The organism is Okeania sp. SIO1H4 (genome assembly GCF_010672695.1).
Taxonomy (GTDB): domain Bacteria; phylum Cyanobacteriota; class Cyanobacteriia; order Cyanobacteriales; family Microcoleaceae; genus Okeania; species Okeania hirsuta.
Genome location: NZ_JAAHGB010000016.1, coordinates 78,756 through 100,474, shown reverse-complemented (window position 1 = coordinate 100,474; position 21,719 = coordinate 78,756). Strand labels below are relative to the sequence as shown.

Below are 21,719 nucleotides of genomic sequence, written 5' to 3'. Positions count from 1 at the left end.
TAAGTTATTCTAGAAATACCAGGAAAAATTTGATGAGCGAAGCAAGGTTAGAACAGTTGGTCAGTGAAGGGAAGGCGACGATACTTTACATTCATGGAACAGCTAGAAGCGGATCGACGATCACAGAAGTTATTTTTGCCCAGCTAGCGGACGGAGCAATCCATCAGCCTTTTGTGGGTCTGTACGACAAGCTAGGGGGTCTCCTGAGACAGAACAAACTTCCCTTTGATGCTGATATATACGAAGCAGGTTGTGGCTTAATTGCCGATAAGATAGAGGAGATGCTCCAGCAGAAAAGCCACGTTACAATTCTGGTGAAAGAAGTTTCTTGTTTCTTTCATCCGCAAATATGGTCCCAATGGATTCAGATTCCCAAAAAGTTTCTGTTCATAATCCGAGAACCTCATTTACAGTATCTATCATGGTTATCCTATATGGCTGACTTGATGTTTAAGGGCAATGGCTTATTAATGGGGAATCCTGCTTTAGTAATGGAGAAGGCTCAGGTTACAGAAGTGGTAAAACTCCAAAGCCTCAAGCCAGCATGGTCGGGAACAACCATTAGTTATAACTTCCAGCAATGGCAGAGGCTAATTCACGATTGGAATTTGCTGCGATCAACAATGACGGGAAGTTCAAAAAAACTGGCAGTTTTGGATTTGATTGAACTCAGGAAAAATCCAGAATATGCAATTGCTAAGACAATTGAGCAATTGGGTTTTGAAGTTGATAATGTCAAGGAGTTTGGTCGGGATTTACTGGCGCAGTCCCAGGAAAAGATTTTCGATCCCAGAGATAGCAACCGCATTCAAGTTAGGAAGGCACGTAATAGTAATGAAATCCAGCCGTTAGTGCTTGGAGAAGCTATAGAACCCCATGCTTTTCCACTTCAGTCACGAGAGCATATTTGGGAACTGATTCCCATTTACCTTGATCTGCTCTACGCACCAGAAAATATGGCTATACCATCTTGGCAGCAATTAGAGCAGACTGTGGCAGGGAGCGAAAGCTTGAAACTAGGAGATATTCATCCTTTTGTTGCTTATGCAATCGCCATTTTTCACAAGCATGAAAAGCCCGCACCAGAAATAAATTCTCTGCTAGATAGTATTGTCAATGGCAAAACGAAAACAGCTCTGGGAGAAGAAAAACTCAACTCAGAATTGTTTGGAGATTCCTTTGCTGTGGTGGATGCTTACTGGCAGCAGGCCAACTAATACTAAATCCAGAATTATTGTTGGCGATCGCCTTCCGTCTGGAAGAAACTATAAAAAACAGAAGAGTAAATCCCCAGATTCCTAAACACGAGGACAGTTAGCCAAATATTAGACATTGCCATTGTCAAGCCAGTTGCGATCGCCGCTCCAATAGAGCCGAAGATGGGAATTAATATCCCATTCAAAACTATATTGATTAAGGCGGTATAACCGTAAACAACAACAGCTTGATTTTGATGACCTGTCATTACCATCAACAAGCCGACAGAGCCACATAAAGCATTCACCATTTGTCCTAAAACCAAAATCTTTAGCTGCCAGTGAGCGACGATGAATTCCGGCCCAAACAGTCCCATCACAGGCTGAGCGAAGACAATGAGGATAGAACCGATGGCGAGAGAAAACCAGAAAATCCAGACAGTCACCTTGGAGACTAGGTTTTGTAGCCCCTGCTGATCGTTTTGGGTGTAAAGCTCAGTAAAGACAGGTGCAACTACAATATTAATGGTCTGCAAAATAAAAGCCACCCAAATGGCTGTCTTTACTGCCGCACTGTAAATACCCGCCTGCTCAGGTCCAATCAAGGAACCCACCATCACAATATCTGTTTGACTCAAAATAGTTTTAAATCCCACTTGTAATAGCAAAATTAGGGCAATGTCTATCCACTCGCGATAGCAATAAACAGGGGTTGTTACCTCAACCTCTTTGTTCAGTTTGCTCCACAACCGCCAGAACTGAAACGAGAGGGCGATCGCTAGCATCAACATTGCCAGTTCGATTGTTGTGATGCTGCCAAGGGCATGGTTTTTGTGCCAAAAAAACCATCCTCCTAACAGCAATAATATTGGCCAGATTACTTCAGAAGGTGCGTAAGCTAAAGTTACATCTTTCATCCCCCTAGCTGTTTCCAACTGCAACTGCACCAAAGCCTGTAGCGGTACCAACCAAATCCCAATCAGAAGTGGTGTCGCGTAGGCAAAGGTGTGATAATGATTCAGCAACAATATAAGACCTGTACTTGCTAGAGATAGCCCGAAACTCGTCAACACAGTCAGCAACCAGCCACCACGGACGATGCCGCGCAAGCGTCCCCAATCTTGTTTAACTTGGTATTCAGCAATTAAGCGTAACGCTGTGCGAGGCAAACCTAGTCCGGCGGGAATTGCGATTAACAATGACCAAGAGATGACATACTCATAAATGCCGTACTCAGTTTTGCCCATCCATCGTGCCAGAAATACTTGTACTAAGTATGTCAGTGTTAGCCCCGCTAATTTGAGAATTAATGCTACTTTGACATCTTTAATTATAAGGTTTAAATTGAAATTTTCTTGAGTTTGTGGTAATGAGGTTTGAGTCATAAATGCTAATTCATTAATTATTCCAAAGGGCAGTTCTATTCCTCATAGGTACTAGACCAGAAATACTCCTTTAGAAGCTATCCCACTATTTTTAACAAGTTTATTTGTTTAAGTAAAATGTGTTTGAAAAGCTTTATTTTTCGTTTTTAACTATCAACATATTTAGAGTTTTTAGCAAAAGTCTTATTAGTGGGATAGGTTCCCTTTACTAACTGATCGGATCGGGTTCTCACAGCTAACACGACATAATAAACACTATAGAGTCACCATTAGAGTTGTTGGTTTTTCTGAGCATGATCGCTCTTTTATTCCTGAGCGGGTATTATCAGTAATTGACAATTCCCAATTAATGTCAATTGGGAAATTACCAAATCCTCCCAGGCTAGAGTTTACCACATAACCCTAAAATATGTAGATAATACCAATTTGATAAATGTTTGCTACAAATTGTAAATTGCAAGTGGTTATTCCTAATTTCACAGACTCTTCATATCAAGCACCTATTTCTGCGTAAACTTACTGAGCTTTAAAGTATAACACAAATATTTGATATCTCTGTAGATCAGGACTTACGCACAGACACTAAATCCAGTGAAAGCGAATGGCATTCGCCCGTGCATATGGTGTTTTAAAGGTAAATTTGCGTAAGTCCTGTAGATATAATAGTTTGGAGTAGATTGAAACTAAATCTACAACTACCGCTGATTAATTTAGAGTAAACTGTTAAATTATTTAGGAAAAATCAAATACTTATTAAGTATTATTGGTAAATCAGAAATTATGAACAATAGAAATGATTTTAATGTAGTAGTTATTGGAGCAGGTCCAGCAGGTTGTCAATGTGCTAGAAGTTTGGCAAAATTGGGACGCAAAGTTTTATTAGTTGAACAACACGAAACATTTAATAAAAATGACTTTTCTAGTGCTGCAACTCCTCAAGAAACTCTCGATAAATTTGATTTACCAGAAACAGTAGTTGGTAGTTATTGGCAGAAAATTAGTATTGTGACAACTAATGTTAATCATACCTGGGCATCACCAAAAATATTAGGAGCAGTTTTAAATTTTGCCAAACTTAGAGAATTTTTGGCGGGAGAGGTGGAAAGTTATGGCGGTAAAGTTTGGATGGGTTGTCGCTACACAAAAAATTTTCAAGAAGAGGGAAAGACTGTTGTAGAAATGAGGCGTTTCGGAGGTGAAAAATTTACTGTTAGTACAGAAGTTTTGGTTGATGCAACAGGACTAGCAAGAGCAGTAATGTATGACAAAAAAAGTGGGCAACCTCAATTTTTAACGGCTGCGGGAATTGAATATTTAATAGAAGTTGAAGGAAGAGAATATGAGAAATACGCTAAGGATTTGATTTTTTTCTTAGGGCATAAATGGATGCCAAAGGGTTATTCTTGGATTTTTCCTATGGAACCAGAAAAGCACAGATTAAAAATAGGTGTGGCGCGGTTTAATCTAGAACATAAACAAATAGTTGAAACGAAATCTATGAGATGGTATCTAGAATTATTGATTAAAGATTATATGAAACTTGAGGAGTATGAATTAATTGATTCTCATGGTTCAACTGTTAGATATTCTGTGGGATTAAAGGATATTTATTATCAAGATAATATTATTGCTATTGGTGATGCTGTATCTACTATTAATATGTTGGGTGGGGAAGGAATTAGACATGGTATGGATAATGCAGAAATAGCTAGTAAATATATAGAAAAATATCTCGATCAACGCTTATCTAGTTTTCGTTCCTACCAAAGAGAAATGCAGAGACGATATGCCATAAAATGGAACATTTCTGAACAAATGGGGCGCAGAAGATATATGCAAGATAGTGATGAGTTGATTGATAAAGGAGTGAATTATTTAAGATCTTTGACAGTAGAGGATATGATGAATATTTTATTTGCATACAATTTTCAAAAGTTGTATAAAGGATTGGGTAAATATTTACAACGTAAAATAAAGTTAGTTTGGCAACAAGTACAAGCATTCAGCGGTCAGCTATCAGCTATCAGCTATGAGTTATTAACTCATTATTTTGGTAGGAAGAATTAGACATCTCCTCCAAAAGAGGGATTCAACAATTAATAATTAATAATTAATTATTACCTCTCCTTTAAAACGGATAGGATTGACTAATCATGAAAATTTTTCTTTATTATGCCCTTCAAAGGGGAGGCTTTAAACCACAATTTTTGGTAAGGATTAGTAGGGGGAAAGAATTGATAATTTCTGTGGGATAATTAATTTTATTTTTTATCATTTTCTTTGTGGGTTTAATACCCCACCGTCTACACGGTGTTCAAAATTACTTGGGGTGAGAATCCATAAGTAATTTTCCTCCTGTCTCCTGTCTCCTGTCTCCTGTCTCCTTCTTCAATATTGGAGATGTCTATTTAAAATTACTATAATTGTTGGATTGCGCTGTGGCTTAACCCAACCTACTATTTATTTGAATTGGATATTATCTATGATACATGGGGAAAAATTATGATGTCTAAAATTACAGAGGTTAATCCGATTATTTGGCAAAATGACCGTGTTGTATTAATCGACCAAACTTGCCTACCAGGAGAATATAAAACTGTAGAAATTAATAACTCTACGGAGATGGCAAGAGCTATTAAAACAATGATAGTTCGTGGGGCACCAGCTATTGGTGTATCAGCGGCTTATGGAATGTATTTAGGGGCAAAAGAAATTTCTATAACTGATAGAAATGAGTTCTTAAAACAGTTAGAAGAAGTGGCTGTAATGTTACGACAAACTCGCCCAACTGCTGTTAATTTATTTTGGGCAATTGAGCGAATGTTAAAAGTAGCAAATGAAACGAATAGCTCTGTAGAAGAAATTCAAACGGCTTTATTAGAAACTGCTAAAAATATTCAAGCAGACAATTTACAAACTTGTAAAAATATTGGCGATCGCGCAATAGAAGTTTTACCGACTTCTCCAGAAAAATTAAACATTTTAACTCACTGTAATGCTGGTGCTTTGGCGGGTACTGCAGTCTTAAATGTCTTTAGTTCAGCGTGGGGAGGGGGTAGACTAGGGAAAGTCTATGCGGATGAAACTCGTCCCCGTCTCCAAGGTGCAAAACTCACGACTTGGGAATGCGTGCAAGAAGGTATTCCTGTTACTTTAATAAGCGATAATATGGCTGCTCACTGTATGAAACAAGGTTTAATTCATGCTGTAGTAGTTGGAGCTGATAGAATTGCTGCTAACGGAGATACTGCTAATAAAATTGGTACTTATAGTTTAGCTATTGTTGCGAAGGCACATAATATTCCCTTTTTTGTGGCAGCACCTTTATCAACAATAGACTTCAAAATATCTGATGGTAGTCAAATACCAATTGAACAGAGAGATGCAGTGGAAATATATCAAGTAGGAGAAACACGCATTTGTCCGCAAGGAGTAGAATTTTATAATCCAGCATTTGATGTTACCCCTGCGGAATTAATTGCAGGAATTATGACAGAATACGGTACAGTTGCGCCGGGAGATTTGAAACAGTTTCAGGCTCAACTCTAAAGTATAGCAGAAGGAAAGGGGAAAAATTTGGCGTTGTCTAAGTTTTACTTTTGATATGTCCTAACTTTTCCTTCAACTACGCTCGCAGCTAGATTACACAATATTAAATTATTTTACTTGATCTTTTCCCAAAAATCCAGTTATTTTATCACTCCTAAACTTCCTAGTTGTACTATCAAATCTAGCTTCATCAAAACTTCATAATTTATTTTTGTATAAGTATGCACCTCAAAGCTTTATTTGGCAATTAATTCCACTAATTTAAACTACTAAAAACACCATCGGAAAAATTGAAGTTTCAGTAAAGAAGCCCAAAAATCCTTGCAAACAAAATTGGGTAGCGTGATAATACAGATACTGAATTTGAAAAAGCTTTATCTAAGCAGATTCACTTAAATTCACTGGCCTTTAAAAATGTTCTGTCATATCTAACTTACTTCGCAAGCTCTCTGATTGTGCTTGTGGGTAGGTTTAGTTGAACAGTCAGAAGAATTTTAAACTACCTTTTGATTACTGTAAACTTAGCTATTGCTCGATAAGACCATTTACATGATTAAACTTACAACTGTTGCCAAGTATGCTTCAACTGCCGCCCTAGGTGCTACCCTGATTGCCCTAGATACCATGGCAGCCCAAGCATTTACTTTATTTAGCGATCGTGCAGCATTTGATGCAGCAACCCCTAGTCTGACTCTAGAAGATTTTGAGGACAATGGCCTTGCTGATGATAGCGTTTTTTTATTTCCAGTCCTGAATAACGCAACTGCACCCTGGATTGAGCCTGGATTAGAATTCTCTTCTATAGGACCAGCCACCACTGGTATGGTTTTGCTCACAGAGGGTTTTTTTGGTGCACCTTCTGATCTAATTGGTCCTAACGCTTTTGTGAATGACTTAAATTTTGAATTGAGTTTTACAGATCCAATTAATGCAGTTGGCTTCGATCTATTTGGTTTGGCAAATCCTGGAGAAACCACTGTCACTATCCTGGGCACCAGTGGTGAGATAACCTCTCGAGTTGTTCCAGCAAATCTTGTAGGGACTTTCTTTGGAATTTTTGCTCCTGGCGAGTCCATCACAGCAATTCAATTCTCTAATTCAAATCCTGAAGGTTTGGGTGAGCTTATTGATAATGTTGCATTTACCATGGTGCCAGTGCCAGAACCTGCTTCTTTATTAGGTTTACTTGGAGTCAGTGCTTTAGGTGCTATTTCCCTCAAGTGCAAACAGAAGCAAAACAAATAGGTTTACAGCCTCAATTTAGTGCCAACCTAATTATCAAACGACTATTTTTTATTTTACTGGAAGACGTACCTGAAAATATTGAAAATATTAGGTAGGGTATGTCTCCTAATTTTAGCAGTTTTAATAGTTCTCTAAACCACGATCAATCAAAGTTTCAAATGTATTAAGTAAGCCTTACTTAAAGCACTGACTTACCCTTTTATTCACAACGCCAAATTTTGACAGTATTGTCACTACTTCCACTCACAATTGTATTATCATAACCGCTAATTGCCACAGAATTTACATCCTTAGTATGGCCGTTCAAAGTCTTAATAACTTCTCCAGTTTCCATCTGCCAAATCTTAATAGTTTTATCTGCACTGCCACTAATTATTGTTTTTTTATCTAAACAAATTACAGACCTAACTAAATCTGAATGCCCAGTAATTGTTTTGATTAATTTACCTGTTTCTACAGACCATAATTTAATTGTTTTATCACTACTACCACTGACTAAAATTTTACCATCAGGACTAAAAGTAATTGTATTAATATCTCTACTATGTCCGATTAATTTATCTATCAAATTACCTGTTTCTACTTCCCATAATTTAATTACATTGTCACTACTACCACTAGCTAGAATTTTACCATCGGGGCTAAAAGCAACTACATTAATGCCACGAGAATTTTTGATGCTGTACAAAAGTTGACAAGTTTTTTGATGCCAAATTTTAATAGTCCGGTTGTCACTGCCACTGGCAATAAAATCTCCATTTGGGCTAAATACTACTGGCATTGAAACAATAGAATTAGAATGTCTGGATAAACTGCAACTTATGGTACCTGTAGCTAAATCCCAAATATTAATAATTCCACCAACATTACCAATAGCTAGGATATTACTTTTAGGATTAAAAGCAATTGATAAAACTATATTAGAAGCTATAAAAGAGTCTAATAATTCTCCTGTAGATAATTTCCATAATTTAATTGTACGGTCAAAACTACCACTAGCAATCATTTGATTATCTGGGCTAATAGCAACTGATGAAACTGAACTTAAATGACCGGAAATAGTTTGAGGTTTTCCCCAAGAATAAAGATGTAATCCTGGTACATAATTTGTATCTTTGAGAGAAATTTTTGGGAATGAAAATTGGAGTAAAGATTGTGTAGGTGGGGGTGGTAATTTCCCGTACTTCAAATCTTTTAAGACATCTGTAGCAGATTTATAACGTTTGTTTGTAGCTGCAGTAATTAATTTATCGAGAATATTTCCCAATTCTTTGCTAATCGGATTATCGATTAAATAATCTCGCCATACCCATTTATTTTCCCCAGTATCAAATAGTTTAAATGGAGAAATATTGGTCAGTAAATTGATACAGGTTACGCCTAAACTGTATAGGTCGCTGGCAAAATTTGCTCTACCTTTTAGTTGTTCTGGAGCTACATATTCGGGAGTACATAATATTGTGCCTGGTTTAAATATTGGAGTTCCAGTTAACTGTTTTGCTACATCAAAATCTACTAATACAAATTGACCTTTTATTCCTGCTTGATAAGCAGAATTTGATGGTAAACGACGAATTATATTTTCAGGTTTAATATCTTGATGAATAATGTTGTGGGAGTGAATAAATTCTAGCACTGGCAGCAGACTATTTAATAGTTCTCGAATTTGATATTCGGAAAATATTCCTTCTGTTTCTAAAACTTGAGCTAAGTTTTTTCCAGGTATAAATTCTTGGACTAAATATTGACAATAATCATCATGTAAATTTGCTAATAATTCAGCTATTTGGGGATGTTTTCCTAAAGTATCTAATTTTTCTGCTTCTTTTTCAAACAAAGCGATCCCTCTTTTTATATCTACTTCATTTTGTGAGATAAAATAAAATTGTTTAATTATACATGGTGGTTTAGAAGGTTTGTCTTGATCTACTGCTAAATAAGTTTTGCTGAAACCTCCTTGACCAATCATTTTAATGGCTCTATAGCGGTCTTTTAAAAGTAACATAGAACCACAAGGTAGACAAATTCTAGCTTCTGGTGGAGAATTAGGATTTTTGCAATTTTCTTTAAGGCAGTAATTCATCTTTTTTTTCTACTCTCCTAACGATAAAATTTAGTCAGCACACCATATTAACGAAGTCAGAAGTCAGAAGTCAGAAGTCAGAAGTCAGAAGTCAGAAGTTAACCCACCCCTCGCCCCTCCCCCTCCCAGGAGGGGAAGTAGGGGATTTGAGCAACTCTCCAAAAATATTGTGCCTTAAAAGGCGGGGTTTTAGACCCATGTTATTTTGATAATTTTTGAATTTTAACTTTTGACTTTTGACTTAAAAAAGGTGCTTTAGAAGAGCTTAATTGACATAATAATAATTTTTGACTTTTGACTTTTGACTGTTGACTTAAAAAAGGTGTTTTAGAAGAGCTTAATTGACATAATAATAATTTTTGACTTTATAATTTTTTGACTTTATAATTTTTTGACTTTTGACTTTTGATTTTTGACTTTGTTACTCCTGTTGCCAAATTTTAATTGTATTATCACTACTACCACTAGCTAAACTCTTTCCGTCCTGAGAAAAAGTAACAGAATTAACATATTTTAAATGACCTTCTAAATTAGCTATTTGCTGACCAGTTTCCCAATGCCAAATCTTAATAGTTTCATCCTCACTACCACTAGCAATAATATCTCCTTGAGGACTAAAAGCTATGGCACAAATATCTCTTGAATGTCCTTCCAAAGTCTTTAATATTTCACCTTGGTCTATTTGCCAAATTTTAATATTTCGATCGCGACCACCACTAACTAAAGTTTTACCATCACAGCTAAAAGCAACCGCATAAATATAATGTATCCCTTGATAATAATTGCATAGAGTCTGAACAGCATTACCTAAATTTAGATCCCATAATTTAATCGTATTATCTTCACTTCCACTCGCCAAAATTTTGCCATCAGGACTAAAAGCAACCGCACGCACTGGTCGTGAATGCCCAGTCAAAGTCATTATCACTTTCCCATAGCTAGGTTCATAAATATCGTCCCCAAGTCGCCAAATTTTAATATTATTATCCTTACTTGCGCTAGCCAAAATTTTGCCATCGGGACTGAAAGCGATCGCCGTTACTCCCTTAGAATGACCAAAATATTCTCCCAGACTCCAGTCACCAAGAATACAAAGAAGTTTCCCCGTCTTAACTTCCCAAAGTCTAATAGTTTTGTCTTCACTCCCACTAGCTAATATTTTGCCATCCCGACTAAAAGCAACAGAGTTGACATAACCCGAATGTCCAAACATAGTCAATATTTCTCTGCCACTATCTACTTGCCACAACTTAACAGTTTCATCCTCACTCCCACTCGCCACAATATTGTCATCAGGACTAAAAGCAACGGAACAAACCCATTTTTGATGACTGGTGAGAGTATGTAGACATTTCCAAGTTTGAGTTGCTAGGGGTTTAGGTGTAACCTCCGGAGTTTGGATAGCAGTTTGATCTTGAATATGAGTCAAGTTGACTTGAGTATTAGCATTTAAAGTTTTGATGACTTCGTAAACAGACTGATAGCGACGGTTAATAGCATTTTCCACTAGTTTATCTAAAACATAACCCAACTGTTCGCTCACAGAATTACTCTTTAAATAACGTCGCCACACCCAAGTACCGTCACCCACATCAAATAACTCAAAAGGGGAAACGTTGGTCAAAAGGTGTAAACAAGTCACCCCCAAACTATATAAGTCACTTGCAAATACTGCTTTGCCTCGGTTTTGTTCTGGAGCGGTGTATTCCGGAGTGCCAATAGTGGTACCTGTTTTCAAGAGTGCCGTTCCGAGAGCATATTTGGCAGCACCAAAATCTACTAATACTAACTGACTGTTACTGTTTTGACGACGAATAATATTGTCTGGTTTTATGTCACGGTGAATAACGTTGTGAGAGTGGATAAACTGCAACACTGGCAGTAAATTATTGAGTAAAGCTTTAATTTTCTCTTCATTGTAAGGTCCTTCGATTTCCAGAGCTTGGCCTAGATTTTGTCCGGCGATGAATTCTTGCACTAAGTATTGTCGCCCATCCTGGATGAAGTGGGCCATTAATTCGGGGATTTGGGAATGTCTGCCCAATTCGTCTAATCTTGTAGCTTCTTTTTCAAAGAGTTCGGCAGCTTTGCTGATATTGTTTGTGCCTTGGGATGCTGGAAAAAATTGTTTAATGACGCAATAGGGTTTGGAGGGTTTGTCTTCGTCGATAGCTAAGAATGTTCTGCCAAAACCTCCTTGTCCAATGAGGTTAAGGGGACGATAGCGGTCTTTGAGTAGTAGTTTTGAGCCACAGTTTTGACAATATATATTCCAGTCTGGGTTTTGGGGAATTTGACAGTTGGGGTTGAGGCAATGACTCATGCCGATGATTTTTAGCTAAGGATAATATGGCGCTACGCGCAAGTCAAAAGTCAGAAGTCAGAAGTCAGAAGTAATCCCTGACTACCTTTGAGCATTTATAAATGTCCTAACCTATTTGCGTAGTGCTATATTGATTATATTTTGCTTAGGAATTTTTGACTGAATTTGATTATTGGAGTTTATCAATTTATTGTCACTTTTTAAGAATAGGCAAGATAAGTTTTGAGAGTTTTTTATCAACTATATTGTTGTTTCTGTCAGAATTGGCTTAAGTTAAACATAAATTAATTTTTCTTGGTTTTTGTGTGAAGTAGCATTCGCGATCGCTTTTGTAGAAGGAAGAAGGAAGTCAGAAAACTGGTGGAGAAGCAAATTAGTGAAATTTTATCAAGGGAATGTTTTTAGTATCAGTTAAGCGTATGTTATTTACTTCATTATTATTATTGTCAAAAGATTCTGCTGGTTTCATTGTGCTTAACTTATTAATGGGTATTGAAGGGAATCTCATTATTATCTATCCATTTAAGGAAACTGTTCTACTTTGAGTATCCTAACTTCCAAAAATAAAGTTATTACTTGATGTTTATTTCTGTCAAAATCTAATTTTTCAACCTTAGTTATTGACTAAGCAAATATCTACAAATGGAGTTAATACTTGACCCGTCCACAATCCTTCAATTACTTAAGTTTGTTTGTTAAGAAAGTCATAGCATTCTTCAGTATCTTTCTAATGTTCATATATCAACCGAAGTTGATACCGTTCTGAATGGAGAGGTTGAATAAGTAATCTCTCACCTCTAAATGAGGTACTAAAACCATAGTTTTTACCACAAAGCCAACAGATTTTGGCATCAAGAAAAAAGCTGATACTTTCTCCCGGTATAGCTAAAATAAAATCAGATTTTAGTGGTGCAGCGGAGGTCAACCACCCTATATCAAATGGTACACTTGCACCATCTTTAGCCCTAATAATCTCAGGAAATAATCCAAAAGAAAAACTAAAGTAAAGAGGGCGATCGCTATTATTGGTAATCCTAATTCCTATCTCCACCGGATATCCTGGGGACGGATGTAAAGGTCGTGTTGATAGATGTTTTCCTATATCCGAAAGTTTTTGAATTAGGTCTTTTTTAGGAAGCACTAATACCTGTTATGGCACTAGAATTTTAAAGCTAATACCATTAACTTCGATACAATTACTTTCATTCATAAAATATAATTTTTTTTATTTCCTCCTCAAAAATTACATATATATTAGACATCTCCAAAAATTAAAAATTAAAGCAATTATCCTACAGAAATTATCAATTATTTTCCCCTACTCCCTACCCCCTCTTTTATAGAGATGTCTATTGTCTAAAAACATACTAATGCAGGATGGCAGAAATAACTGGTTACAAAATCCTAAAACAATTACAAATCAATACTTTTGACTTTTAACTTTTGACTTTTAACTTCCGCGTAGCGACACTAACTCAACTGCACAACAGCTTGCTCATTTAATAAAATTTCATTATTCAATAAATCTTCTACTGTTATTCTGAAAAATCTAGATTCATCGACCCAAAACAATACCTTAATTCGATCGCTTCCAGGATTTCCGGGAGGATTTAATTGAGCAATACTACGACCTCCCTCTCGGTCATTTAAAGGTTTTACTACTGTTTGTTCTCCAGATATTTTGCGAGTAATTAGGCGATCGCCATCGAAATAAACTTCTGTGCCGCCAGACTTAACCTCCAATTCTCCTAAGAGAGTTCTATAATATGCTATTATATTTGCTTCAATTTATCTTTAATCTCTTCTAACTTACATTCCCATTCTCTAAGTTTGATTAATTTGTTTTCCAATTCTTGCATTTGTAATGATTGTACTGTTTTTACTCGAGTTTTATCTTGTTCTGAACTAATCGATTGCAACTTACTCCCATACAATTTCCATGTATAACGATTATTTATAAAATGATCGTCATTGTCCTCTGGTACATGAAACTCTTTTTTTAAGATTCCTGTTTCTAAATCTAGAGTTTTTTGAAGAAAGTCACTATAAGCTAGATTATTTTTTTGACAAAAACTATTTAATATTTTATTAAACATAATACTTCTATTTGTTCTTTCATATATATCAGGTAGACAGTCGAATAAATATTTTTTTAGCTCTTTAACTTTCTCTTTATTTTGAACTGCACGAGTTATTTGTCTATGTACTTTTCTAAGTGCATTCTTCTGACTAAAAATAGATGGTAAATTAATACCCAAAATATAAATTAGCCTTTTTTCTAATCCTAAACTGTTAATAAAATCAAAATACATTGAGATTACTTTCTCAGCAAAATCAAGAAACTTTATATTTTCTTGCTTCACAACCAATCTGTAATAATATCCTAGATCGACATCTACTTAACCAAACTTTAAAATTAGTAAATCTAAATCTTGATGCTCATAAATTGTTTGTCTGATTTTATCGGCAACTTTTAAGGTAGATTCTCTCTTACCAAAACCTGTCATTGGAGCTCCCGGTATTTTATATAAATGAACTTCTATGTTTTTGTACCTTTGGTGGGGAGCAAAAAATTGAGAATAGGAGTCCCCAAAGATAACATATTTTTTCTTTCTATCTAGATTTTCTCCATAACCATATACTAAACGATAATTAAACATAATACCATCAACAAATATATTAACTCAACTGCACAACAGCTTGCTCATTTAATAAAATTTCATTAGTTAATAAATCCTCTACTGTTATTCTGAGAAATCTAGATTCATCCACCCAAAACAATACCTTAATTCGATCGCTTCCAGGATTTCCGGGAGGAATTAATTGAGCAATATTACGACCTCCTTCTTTATCATTTAAAGGCTGTACTGAAGTTTCCTCTCCTGATATTTTGCGAGTAATTAGGCGATCGCCATCGAAATAAACTTCTGTCCCACCAGACTCAGCACCTAACTCTCCCAAAATTAATTCAATACTGGGTTGACTATTCACCGAAGCACCCAAAACCAACTCCACAGGATTACTCATTGGATATGGTTGACCAGACTTAATCAAAGGATGCCAACTATGAGCATTTTTCCTTCTATCCCAATAGCGGATACCATAACTGTGATACAAAAAGTCCTTAACCTCAACTCCTTGAGTTAATTGCAATGCTCCCTGAGAAATTGCTTCAAAAGGTTTTTCACAACGAATTTTTGCAGCATCAAAATATTCTTTTACCCACCTTTGAACTGCTGGTATTTGTACTGTTCCTCCCACCAATAAAACAGCATCAATTTCTGATAATTCTATTCCTTGTCTTTTTGCCTGCTGTAAAACCTGATTCATGGAATTATCAAGACTGACAAAAAATCCCTTTTCCTTGAGAATTTCCTCAAAGCCATCTCGCCCTAATTCCAACTCATAACTTTCTAAATTTTCATCATCAAAATAAACTTCCGTTGCCTGCTGTTGTAAAGACAATTGAATCTTTAACTTTTCTGCCAAACGAGTAGTTAAAGGAGTCTTTTCAATACCTTGATTTTTGACAAAATAATCCACTAACCAATTATCAATATCCGACCCCCCTAAATTCTGTCCTGATTTTGCCAAAACTCTGGCAATTTTTGGCTTTTGATTTGAACTTTTACCAAAAGATTTTTCACCCCATTTCAGAATAAAACCCAAAGGTTGTTTTTGTATCGAATTATCCAACCGCACCAAAGATAAATCTAAAGTTCCGCCACCAAAATCAACCACCAATAAAATTTCTGCCTCTTTCATTGCATAACCTAAAGCTGCGGCAGTAGGTTCATCAATCATTCTTACTTGGTCAACCTGTAGAGACTGGCAAACCTCACCCAACCAATTACGATAAGCCTCAAAACTATCTACCGGAACAGTAAAAATTAAAGATTCTACAGGCAAAGGCACTTTCCGAATACCAGCTACAACTTCTTGTAAAAATAACTCTCCTACTTGTTCAAAAGAAACTATTTGACCATCAAGTTCAGGCAAAAACCCTTTAATATCTGAGCCAATACCCCGTTTAAAATTCCGAAAAAATCGAGAGTCTGTATTAATATCGTAACCTTTATCTCTAACTTGCTGACCTATTACTACTTTCTTTTCAGCAGCATTTTCCACATAAACTAAACTAGGAATTAGAGGTGGATTTTGTCCAGAAATAATTGACAAACCTGGTAATTTAACAATTTCAGGCTGTTGAGTTGTTTGATTCCAACGGGAGATTACCGTGTTACTTGTTCCAAAGTCTATCGCGATCGCCATTCAGCTATCCAATTTAATATGCCATATTACTCAGAATTATAATGAGGATAGCTTGATTTATCAATCACAAACAAGAATAGACATCTCCACCAAATGAGGGAATAGGGAATAGGGAATAGGGAACCCACCCCTCGCCCCTCCCCCTCCGGTGGAGGGGAATAATTGATAATTTCTGTACGATAATTGATTTTATCATTTTCTTTGTGGGTTTAATACCCCACCGTCTACACGGTGTTCAAAATTACTTGGGGTTAGAATCCCCATGTAATTTTCCTCCTGTCTCCTGTCTCCTGTCTCCTGTCTCCTTCTTCAATTTTGATTTTTGGAGATGTCTAATGAGGTAACTACTAATTACCTTCAAATCAATCTTAACCACCAGGTAATTGGGCTAAATATTCACTGACTAAAATAGCGATTCATCTTCTTTTATATATAGCAATCCTAAATTGGTTGTGGCAAAATTCCATACTGAAAAAGTTTGGGAAAATCGAATATTTGACCATAGCGCAAAAAACTTAAATAGCCACTTAACTATTTTCAAAGAACTACAAAGATGATCAAACTGTCTGATGAATTTTTTGACTTGTAACCAAATCTCTTCAACAGGGTTTTGCTCCGGGGCATTCGGGGTAAATTTTGTACAATTTATCAACCATTCCTCTTCTTGTAAATCTTGATTAATTTTTATCAAATATTCTCGAAATTCTCGATAATTATAATAAGTTGTGGCATCCCAAAATATTGCCAATCTTTTTCCCGTTCTTTGCCGTTGCAAATATTTGATAAACTCTATGGTATTTTCAGTATTTCCACTTTGATACTATTGAACTATAAATTCCTTTGTTTGGTAGTCTAAAGCTCAATAATAAGTCTGTCTTTCCTTTTAATTTTTCATCGTAATTTCTATTCTTTTATCTGTTTTTCCCCAAGCATAACCTAATACATCCCCCCATAGCAGATGACATTCGTCAATTATAAACACTGCTTGGTTTCCCGCTTCTATTTCCGGTTGCCATTTTGCCAATTTATCCTCTATTTCTTTTTTTTTGCTTTCACTTATTCATCATTTTTAGCTGGATGATTTTTTTGAATTTTTTTCCAACTTATTTCAGCCTCTTTGAGTAAGTTATAATAACTCTGATAGGACTCAAAAACGACGTTATATTGGTTCTGTAAATAGTTTTGCAACTCTGATAATCTCAGATAATCTTGTTCTCTCAACTAATCAATTGTTCTCTCTTTTTCTTCAGCCTTTAAGTAACCTTTATGCAGACAGACTCTTCCTGCGGAATGCTACGCAAACAGGCATTTTTTGACCAGAAAATGTGTAAGTACCACTAACTACAATTAGTCTAAACTGCAAAACTGTCTAGTTTGCTTCTGAAGCCAGTTTCCTTAATCCTATCCAGAAAATACAAAGGATGAAAAAAAATAAGATAGGTAGTATTAAATTGGTAGGGTAGACTAATTCTAAAGTTCCAATATACCCATATTTATCCTCAAAGTCATAAACTTTTCTTTCTCCATCAAATTCATATAAACGCCTCCATAATGAAATTTTAGCTTCATCAAGGTTTGCAACTCTTTAATTTCTGTATTTTATTTAATCCTCATTCCTTAGTTCAGCGATCGCTATCTGAAAAGTTTTAATTATCAATCTCAGCTTCTAATTTTAAAATTTTCAACTTTGTCATCAACCTCTGACAAAAAACATCAAAAAAAGCCTAAATTAGCTAACGGAGTTTCAATAGTTTCAGCCTTTCCATGATAGAATTAACAAAGAATAATCCAAGGGTGTTTATAACCTAATGAGATTTTTCAGCCCAAAACCATGATTATTTCGTTGTTTTTTAAGGAATTACCTTATATTTCTTCAACGATGATGAACTAATTTTCATCAGTTGCTCTAACAATGGTTTGACATAGTTAAAAATATATGATATAATCTAATAGCTTCCAAACTCAAACTAGAGCAACTATATATTTTTAGTCCTGTAACAGTTTTGGCAATCGTCCTCTCTGAAATTGACAGAAGAGACATTTTCTCCGCTATAAAGTGACTTTTTGGGTAGAATTCGGGCGTTGCACAGTGGCGAATGATTTGATATTTTTGATTGAATTTGATTTTGGATTTGATAATTGCTAGAATAATTAATATTAGGTTTTTTTAGTCAAAGTCTAAACCTCTTTTTGGCAGTATCATTCCATAATGTGCAACCCCAGAATTCGTTGTGAAAAGTCAATTTAGAAAAGATCAAAATATCAAAGCCCTAAAAAAGCTCTCCCTGTGCTGTATCGATTTGATGCGATTTTTTGCCTAAGTTTTGTTTAAGTCCCACTCAGGAAACTTGCTAGTAACTCTACCAATTATTTGTTGGGAACTTACAAAACCGAAAGAACGACTATCACTACTTTCTTCCCTATTTTCTCCCACCAAAAAACAGTCGCCATTTTCATCAACAAAGGCAACCCGTTTAATTATTTTCAAATCTTGGCGATGGGGATGTTTAGCCACCACCAAATCATCTATTTCAGGTAAACAGTGGCGGTAGGCTTTAGTGTCAACAAGAATATCCTCCCCTGGTTTGAGTAGAGGAAACATCGACACCCCTGTAACACAAAAGCGTTGACGCAATCTCAACAACCATAACAATAATTCTTTATTATCGCTTGTTTGTATCAACTTTTTGCCTACCACCTCAAACTAAAAAAAATTAGCTAGCCTTGTACCAAGTTACCTCACGTTCCTTAGTAGCCCAGAACATATTATGGATTTTCTCCACAGCAGCTAATAATTCATTAGCATGATCCAAATTAACTTCCACTTTACAAGCAGAGCAAAGTTTAGCAGCTTTCCAGAAAGTATCGTGGAGGTCTGGATACTTTTCTAAATGCACGGGCTTAAAATAATCAGTCCAGAGGATGAGCAAATCTTCTTTAGTCTTCTGAGCCTGCTCTTCCTTAATAGCAATATAGCGAGAAAGAGTATTAGCAGTCTTATGGTCTCCTGCTTTTGGGTCAAGGTCTAGAATTTTCTTAGTCATAGACACCACTGCCTCAGCATAAATGCGAGCAGAAGCGGGGTCATAAACACCACAAGGGCCATCGCAGTGAGCACTAACTTCTGGTGCTGGGAAGGACTTTCTAATCTGAGAAGCAATTCTGTTGAGCATAGTTTTCTAAGATATTACTATCTGTATAAAAAATGTAAAGTAATGTTACGATGAAATAGTGGTTCAGAAGGAAGAATTTTCCTAATAATTTCCACCTACCCTAGTTTAAATCAAAAGTGTGGGTATTTATAAATTTCCGATAATCCCCACCTACCCTAGTTTAAATCAAAAGTGTGGGTATTTCTGATTTTTAATTTTTGATTCCTTTATCAAGATAAACCTATGCCATTTTCAATTGATACAGCTCGCAATATCTTTCCCAACACCTTATCAGCTGACATAGTGCCAGCCACTATAGCTCGCTTCAATCAGCTAAGTGCAGAAGACCAACTAGCTCTCATTTGGTTCGCCTACCTAGAAATGGGCAAAACAATCACAATTGCTGCTCTAGGAGCTGCCAATATGCAGCTTGCAGAAATAACTATGAATGAAATTAAACAAATGAGCTTCCAGGAGCAGACCCAAGTCATGTGTGACCTGGCTAACCGCTCCGATACTCCAATGTGTCGGACATATGCCACCTGGTCTCCCAATATCAAGTTGGGTTTTTGGTATCAACTTGGAGAATGGATGAATCAGGGACTTGTTGCTCCTATACCAAAGGGTTATCAGCTTTCTGCTAATGCTTCAGCCGTATTGGGAACTATTCAAGGATTAGATTCTGGTCAGCAAATCACAGTTTTGAGAAATTCTGTGATTGATATGGGTTTTGATGTTAAAAATTTGGGCAACTATACCCGAGTTTCTGAACCTGTAGTTGCTCCAAAGAATATGGCAGAGCGAACTAAAGTTACGATTCAAGGTGTTGATAATCCTACTATCTTGAATTACATGAATAACTTGAATGCCAATGACTTTAATGCATTGATTGAGTTATTCACTCCTGACGGTGGCCTACAACCTCCTTTCCGTAGACCAATTGTGGGCAAAGATGCCGTTTTGCGATTTTTCCAAGAAGAATGTCAGAACCTCAAGTTAATCCCAGAGCAAGGAATTTCTGAACCTGCTGAGGATGGTTATACTCAGATTAAGGTTACTGGTAAATGCCAAACTCCTTGGTTTGGAGCTGGTGTAGGTATGAATATTGCTTGGAGATTTTTACTCAATCCTGAAGGTAAAATTTTCTTTGTAGCGATCGACTTATTGGCATCTGCCAAGGAGTTGTTAAATTTGGCTCGTTGACATTCTCTCCCATTAAATCAAAGATTATAATGGGAGATTCCCAAACCTCACGATTTAGGCTTACTGCTTGAGTGGCACTTATCTAGACTGTTGCCAGTCCCCGACAGTACGCCTAGACAGTCAATTTGCTCCACGATCTGCCCGACCGCAATAACACCTCGATGACAAATCACTTTTGCTGCTGCCACATCACGGTTTATTTCGTATTCGCATTGAGGGCATTTATGTTCGCGCTCAGGCAGGTCTTTTTTACCTGTATGCGCTCCACAATTTGGACAAATTTGACTGGTATATCTGTAGTCTATCTGGCCAAAATAAACCCCTCGTTTTCTGCATACCCAAGCCAAAATATTGAAAAACTGACCAAACCCAGCATCTAAAGTATGTTTACCTAACATTCCTTTGGCCTAGCATCTAAAGTCTAGGTCTTCCACAAATATCATTCCTGCTTGGTCGCATAAATGATGAGCTAATTTAAAGTGAAAGTCTTTTCGAGTATCTGATATTTTTTGATGAAGTCTTGCTATCTTTTGGTTAAGTTTATATCGATTCACTGAAGGCTTAGATTTTAACTTTAACCTACGTTGCAGTAATGTCAACTCGCTTTGTAGTTTGGTTAAAAACTTTGGACGTTCAATCAATTCACAATTCAGTTGTTGCTAAAAATTTATCAAGTCCAATATCAATCCCTAACGGGTGTCCAGAAGCAGGGGGATCCGGAATACTCACAGGACTTTGTACAGATAACATGACAAAATACCCACTTGCTCGTCTGACAACCCTAACCTGTTTCAGTTTAAATCCTTCTGGTATTGGTCTAGATAATCTCATCGGAACTAATCCAATTTGAGGTAGTTTTATATACTCGTTGGAGATGGGATTATTTTTGAACTGAGGGAAGACAAAGGACCTCATTCTGTACTTGTTCTTAAAACAAGGAAAGTCATAACCCTGCTGTTTCATGTTGTTAAATGCTCTTTGTGACATACTCCCACACTAACCTGACGGTATAGTGTGGGCTTCTCGTTTCACAGTCCCGGTATCCCGTCGGACTCCACGAGCTTTAAGAACTAGATGCCCCACCGCTCTTTTTGCACATAAAAAACTGCTCACCTAGTTCCGGAATAAGATTTTACGTTTTCCCACAGTTGACTAGGAATTCGGGCCAATAACCCCATATCCTATTAAATTTTCATGGTTCATTACTGGCGGCGATTAGCTCAAACCAGCATAGTTCAATGATAATATAAAAGTTTGTAAATTAATGGGACATCGAGTCCCATTAATTTACCGCCGATTCATCTCACGCCA

At 36.4% G+C, this 21,719-nt stretch carries 15 protein-coding genes and 3 pseudogenes; 5 read left to right on the top strand and 13 right to left on the bottom strand.

What is annotated here, in order from left to right:
- Nucleotides 1-32: 32 nt before the first annotated feature.
- Entirely contained in the window at nucleotides 33-1,217 is a 1,185-nt protein-coding gene (locus tag F6K06_RS14350) for a hypothetical protein (protein WP_124146053.1), read from the top strand.
- A 14-nt stretch (nucleotides 1,218-1,231) separates the two neighbouring features.
- Here the strand turns inward: F6K06_RS14350 and F6K06_RS14345 are convergent, their stop codons facing one another.
- The gene (locus F6K06_RS14345; protein WP_287242112.1) at nucleotides 1,232-2,581 is read right to left on the bottom strand and encodes a flippase; all 1,350 of its coding nucleotides are present in this window, start codon (nucleotides 2,579-2,581) and stop codon (nucleotides 1,232-1,234) included.
- A gap of 780 nt (nucleotides 2,582-3,361) precedes the next feature.
- Here F6K06_RS14345 and F6K06_RS14340 point away from each other — a divergent pair.
- The 3 genes from F6K06_RS14340 (at nucleotide 3,362) to F6K06_RS14330 (ending at nucleotide 7,375) form a co-directional block, all read left to right on the top strand.
- Nucleotides 3,362-4,648 (top strand): NAD(P)/FAD-dependent oxidoreductase, encoded by a 1,287-nt coding sequence (locus F6K06_RS14340; protein WP_287242110.1) that lies wholly within the window; start codon nucleotides 3,362-3,364, stop codon nucleotides 4,646-4,648.
- Between the two features lie 435 nt (nucleotides 4,649-5,083).
- Nucleotides 5,084-6,130 carry an S-methyl-5-thioribose-1-phosphate isomerase gene (gene mtnA / locus F6K06_RS14335; protein WP_124154527.1) on the top strand — a complete coding sequence of 349 codons (1,047 nt, stop codon included), beginning with the start codon at nucleotides 5,084-5,086 and terminating at the stop codon, nucleotides 6,128-6,130.
- A gap of 549 nt (nucleotides 6,131-6,679) precedes the next feature.
- The gene (locus tag F6K06_RS14330; protein WP_287242107.1) at nucleotides 6,680-7,375 is read left to right on the top strand and encodes a PEP-CTERM sorting domain-containing protein; all 696 of its coding nucleotides are present in this window, start codon (nucleotides 6,680-6,682) and stop codon (nucleotides 7,373-7,375) included.
- Between the two features lie 199 nt (nucleotides 7,376-7,574).
- On the opposite strand, the gene F6K06_RS14325 is transcribed toward F6K06_RS14330, so the two are convergent.
- The 11 genes and pseudogenes from F6K06_RS14325 to sodN form a co-directional block, all read right to left on the bottom strand.
- Entirely contained in the window at nucleotides 7,575-9,458 is a 1,884-nt protein-coding gene (locus F6K06_RS14325) for a serine/threonine-protein kinase (RefSeq protein ID WP_287242105.1), read from the bottom strand.
- Between the two features lie 421 nt (nucleotides 9,459-9,879).
- The gene (locus tag F6K06_RS14320; protein WP_124154525.1) at nucleotides 9,880-11,781 is read right to left on the bottom strand and encodes a serine/threonine-protein kinase; all 1,902 of its coding nucleotides are present in this window, start codon (nucleotides 11,779-11,781) and stop codon (nucleotides 9,880-9,882) included.
- 727 nt (nucleotides 11,782-12,508) lie between these two features.
- On the bottom strand, nucleotides 12,509-12,922 hold the full coding sequence (locus tag F6K06_RS14315) for a hypothetical protein (RefSeq protein ID WP_124146060.1): 414 nt from the start codon (nucleotides 12,920-12,922) through the stop codon (nucleotides 12,509-12,511).
- A gap of 329 nt (nucleotides 12,923-13,251) precedes the next feature.
- Nucleotides 13,252-13,536: pseudogene (locus F6K06_RS14310) on the bottom strand (Hsp70 family protein); the annotation flags it as partial.
- 17 nt (nucleotides 13,537-13,553) lie between these two features.
- Nucleotides 13,554-14,144, bottom strand: a complete 591-nt coding sequence (locus F6K06_RS14305; RefSeq protein WP_124146061.1) for a hypothetical protein — start codon at nucleotides 14,142-14,144, stop codon at nucleotides 13,554-13,556.
- 36 nt (nucleotides 14,145-14,180) lie between these two features.
- Nucleotides 14,181-14,441, bottom strand: a complete 261-nt coding sequence (locus F6K06_RS14300) for a hypothetical protein (RefSeq protein ID WP_124146062.1) — start codon at nucleotides 14,439-14,441, stop codon at nucleotides 14,181-14,183.
- Nucleotides 14,442-14,460: 19 nt separating this feature from the next.
- Nucleotides 14,461-16,053: an Hsp70 family protein gene (locus F6K06_RS14295; protein ID WP_124154524.1), complete on the bottom strand. Its 1,593-nt coding sequence runs from the start codon at nucleotides 16,051-16,053 to the stop codon at nucleotides 14,461-14,463.
- 241 nt (nucleotides 16,054-16,294) lie between these two features.
- Nucleotides 16,295-16,429 (bottom strand): hypothetical protein, encoded by a 135-nt coding sequence (locus F6K06_RS14290; RefSeq protein ID WP_275670408.1) that lies wholly within the window; start codon nucleotides 16,427-16,429, stop codon nucleotides 16,295-16,297.
- A gap of 65 nt (nucleotides 16,430-16,494) precedes the next feature.
- Nucleotides 16,495-17,319 (bottom strand): annotated as a pseudogene (locus tag F6K06_RS14285) (IS630 family transposase); the annotation flags it as partial.
- A 1,051-nt stretch (nucleotides 17,320-18,370) separates the two neighbouring features.
- On the bottom strand, nucleotides 18,371-18,736 hold the full coding sequence (sodX, locus tag F6K06_RS14280; protein ID WP_205127450.1) for a nickel-type superoxide dismutase maturation protease: 366 nt from the start codon (nucleotides 18,734-18,736) through the stop codon (nucleotides 18,371-18,373).
- A 31-nt stretch (nucleotides 18,737-18,767) separates the two neighbouring features.
- Nucleotides 18,768-19,226 carry a superoxide dismutase, Ni gene (sodN, locus tag F6K06_RS14275; RefSeq protein ID WP_124146064.1) on the bottom strand — a complete coding sequence of 153 codons (459 nt, stop codon included), beginning with the start codon at nucleotides 19,224-19,226 and terminating at the stop codon, nucleotides 18,768-18,770.
- A gap of 222 nt (nucleotides 19,227-19,448) precedes the next feature.
- Between sodN and F6K06_RS14270 the strand changes: the two genes are divergently transcribed.
- Nucleotides 19,449-20,408: an orange carotenoid protein N-terminal domain-containing protein gene (locus F6K06_RS14270; protein WP_124146065.1), complete on the top strand. Its 960-nt coding sequence runs from the start codon at nucleotides 19,449-19,451 to the stop codon at nucleotides 20,406-20,408.
- 47 nt (nucleotides 20,409-20,455) lie between these two features.
- On the opposite strand, the pseudogene F6K06_RS14265 reads toward F6K06_RS14270, so the two are convergent.
- Nucleotides 20,456-21,386: pseudogene (locus tag F6K06_RS14265) on the bottom strand (RNA-guided endonuclease InsQ/TnpB family protein); the annotation flags it as partial.
- Nucleotides 21,387-21,719: the final 333 nt, after the last annotated feature.

Excerpts from the sequence above, each read along its gene's own strand:
- F6K06_RS14350 (WP_124146053.1), top strand. The coding sequence starts at position 33 with ATGAGCGAAGCAAGGTTAGAACAGTTGGTCAGTGAAGGGAAGGCGACG.
- F6K06_RS14345 (WP_287242112.1), bottom strand. The coding sequence starts at position 2,581 with ATGACTCAAACCTCATTACCACAAACTCAAGAAAATTTCAATTTAAAC.
- F6K06_RS14340 (WP_287242110.1), top strand. The coding sequence starts at position 3,362 with ATGAACAATAGAAATGATTTTAATGTAGTAGTTATTGGAGCAGGTCCA.
- mtnA (WP_124154527.1), top strand. The coding sequence starts at position 5,084 with ATGATGTCTAAAATTACAGAGGTTAATCCGATTATTTGGCAAAATGAC.
- F6K06_RS14330 (WP_287242107.1), top strand. The coding sequence starts at position 6,680 with ATGATTAAACTTACAACTGTTGCCAAGTATGCTTCAACTGCCGCCCTA.
- F6K06_RS14325 (WP_287242105.1), bottom strand. The coding sequence starts at position 9,458 with ATGAATTACTGCCTTAAAGAAAATTGCAAAAATCCTAATTCTCCACCA.
- F6K06_RS14320 (WP_124154525.1), bottom strand. The coding sequence starts at position 11,781 with ATGAGTCATTGCCTCAACCCCAACTGTCAAATTCCCCAAAACCCAGAC.
- F6K06_RS14300 (WP_124146062.1), bottom strand. The coding sequence starts at position 14,441 with ATGTTTAATTATCGTTTAGTATATGGTTATGGAGAAAATCTAGATAGA.
- F6K06_RS14295 (WP_124154524.1), bottom strand. The coding sequence starts at position 16,053 with ATGGCGATCGCGATAGACTTTGGAACAAGTAACACGGTAATCTCCCGT.
- sodN (WP_124146064.1), bottom strand. The coding sequence starts at position 19,226 with ATGCTCAACAGAATTGCTTCTCAGATTAGAAAGTCCTTCCCAGCACCA.
- F6K06_RS14270 (WP_124146065.1), top strand. The coding sequence starts at position 19,449 with ATGCCATTTTCAATTGATACAGCTCGCAATATCTTTCCCAACACCTTA.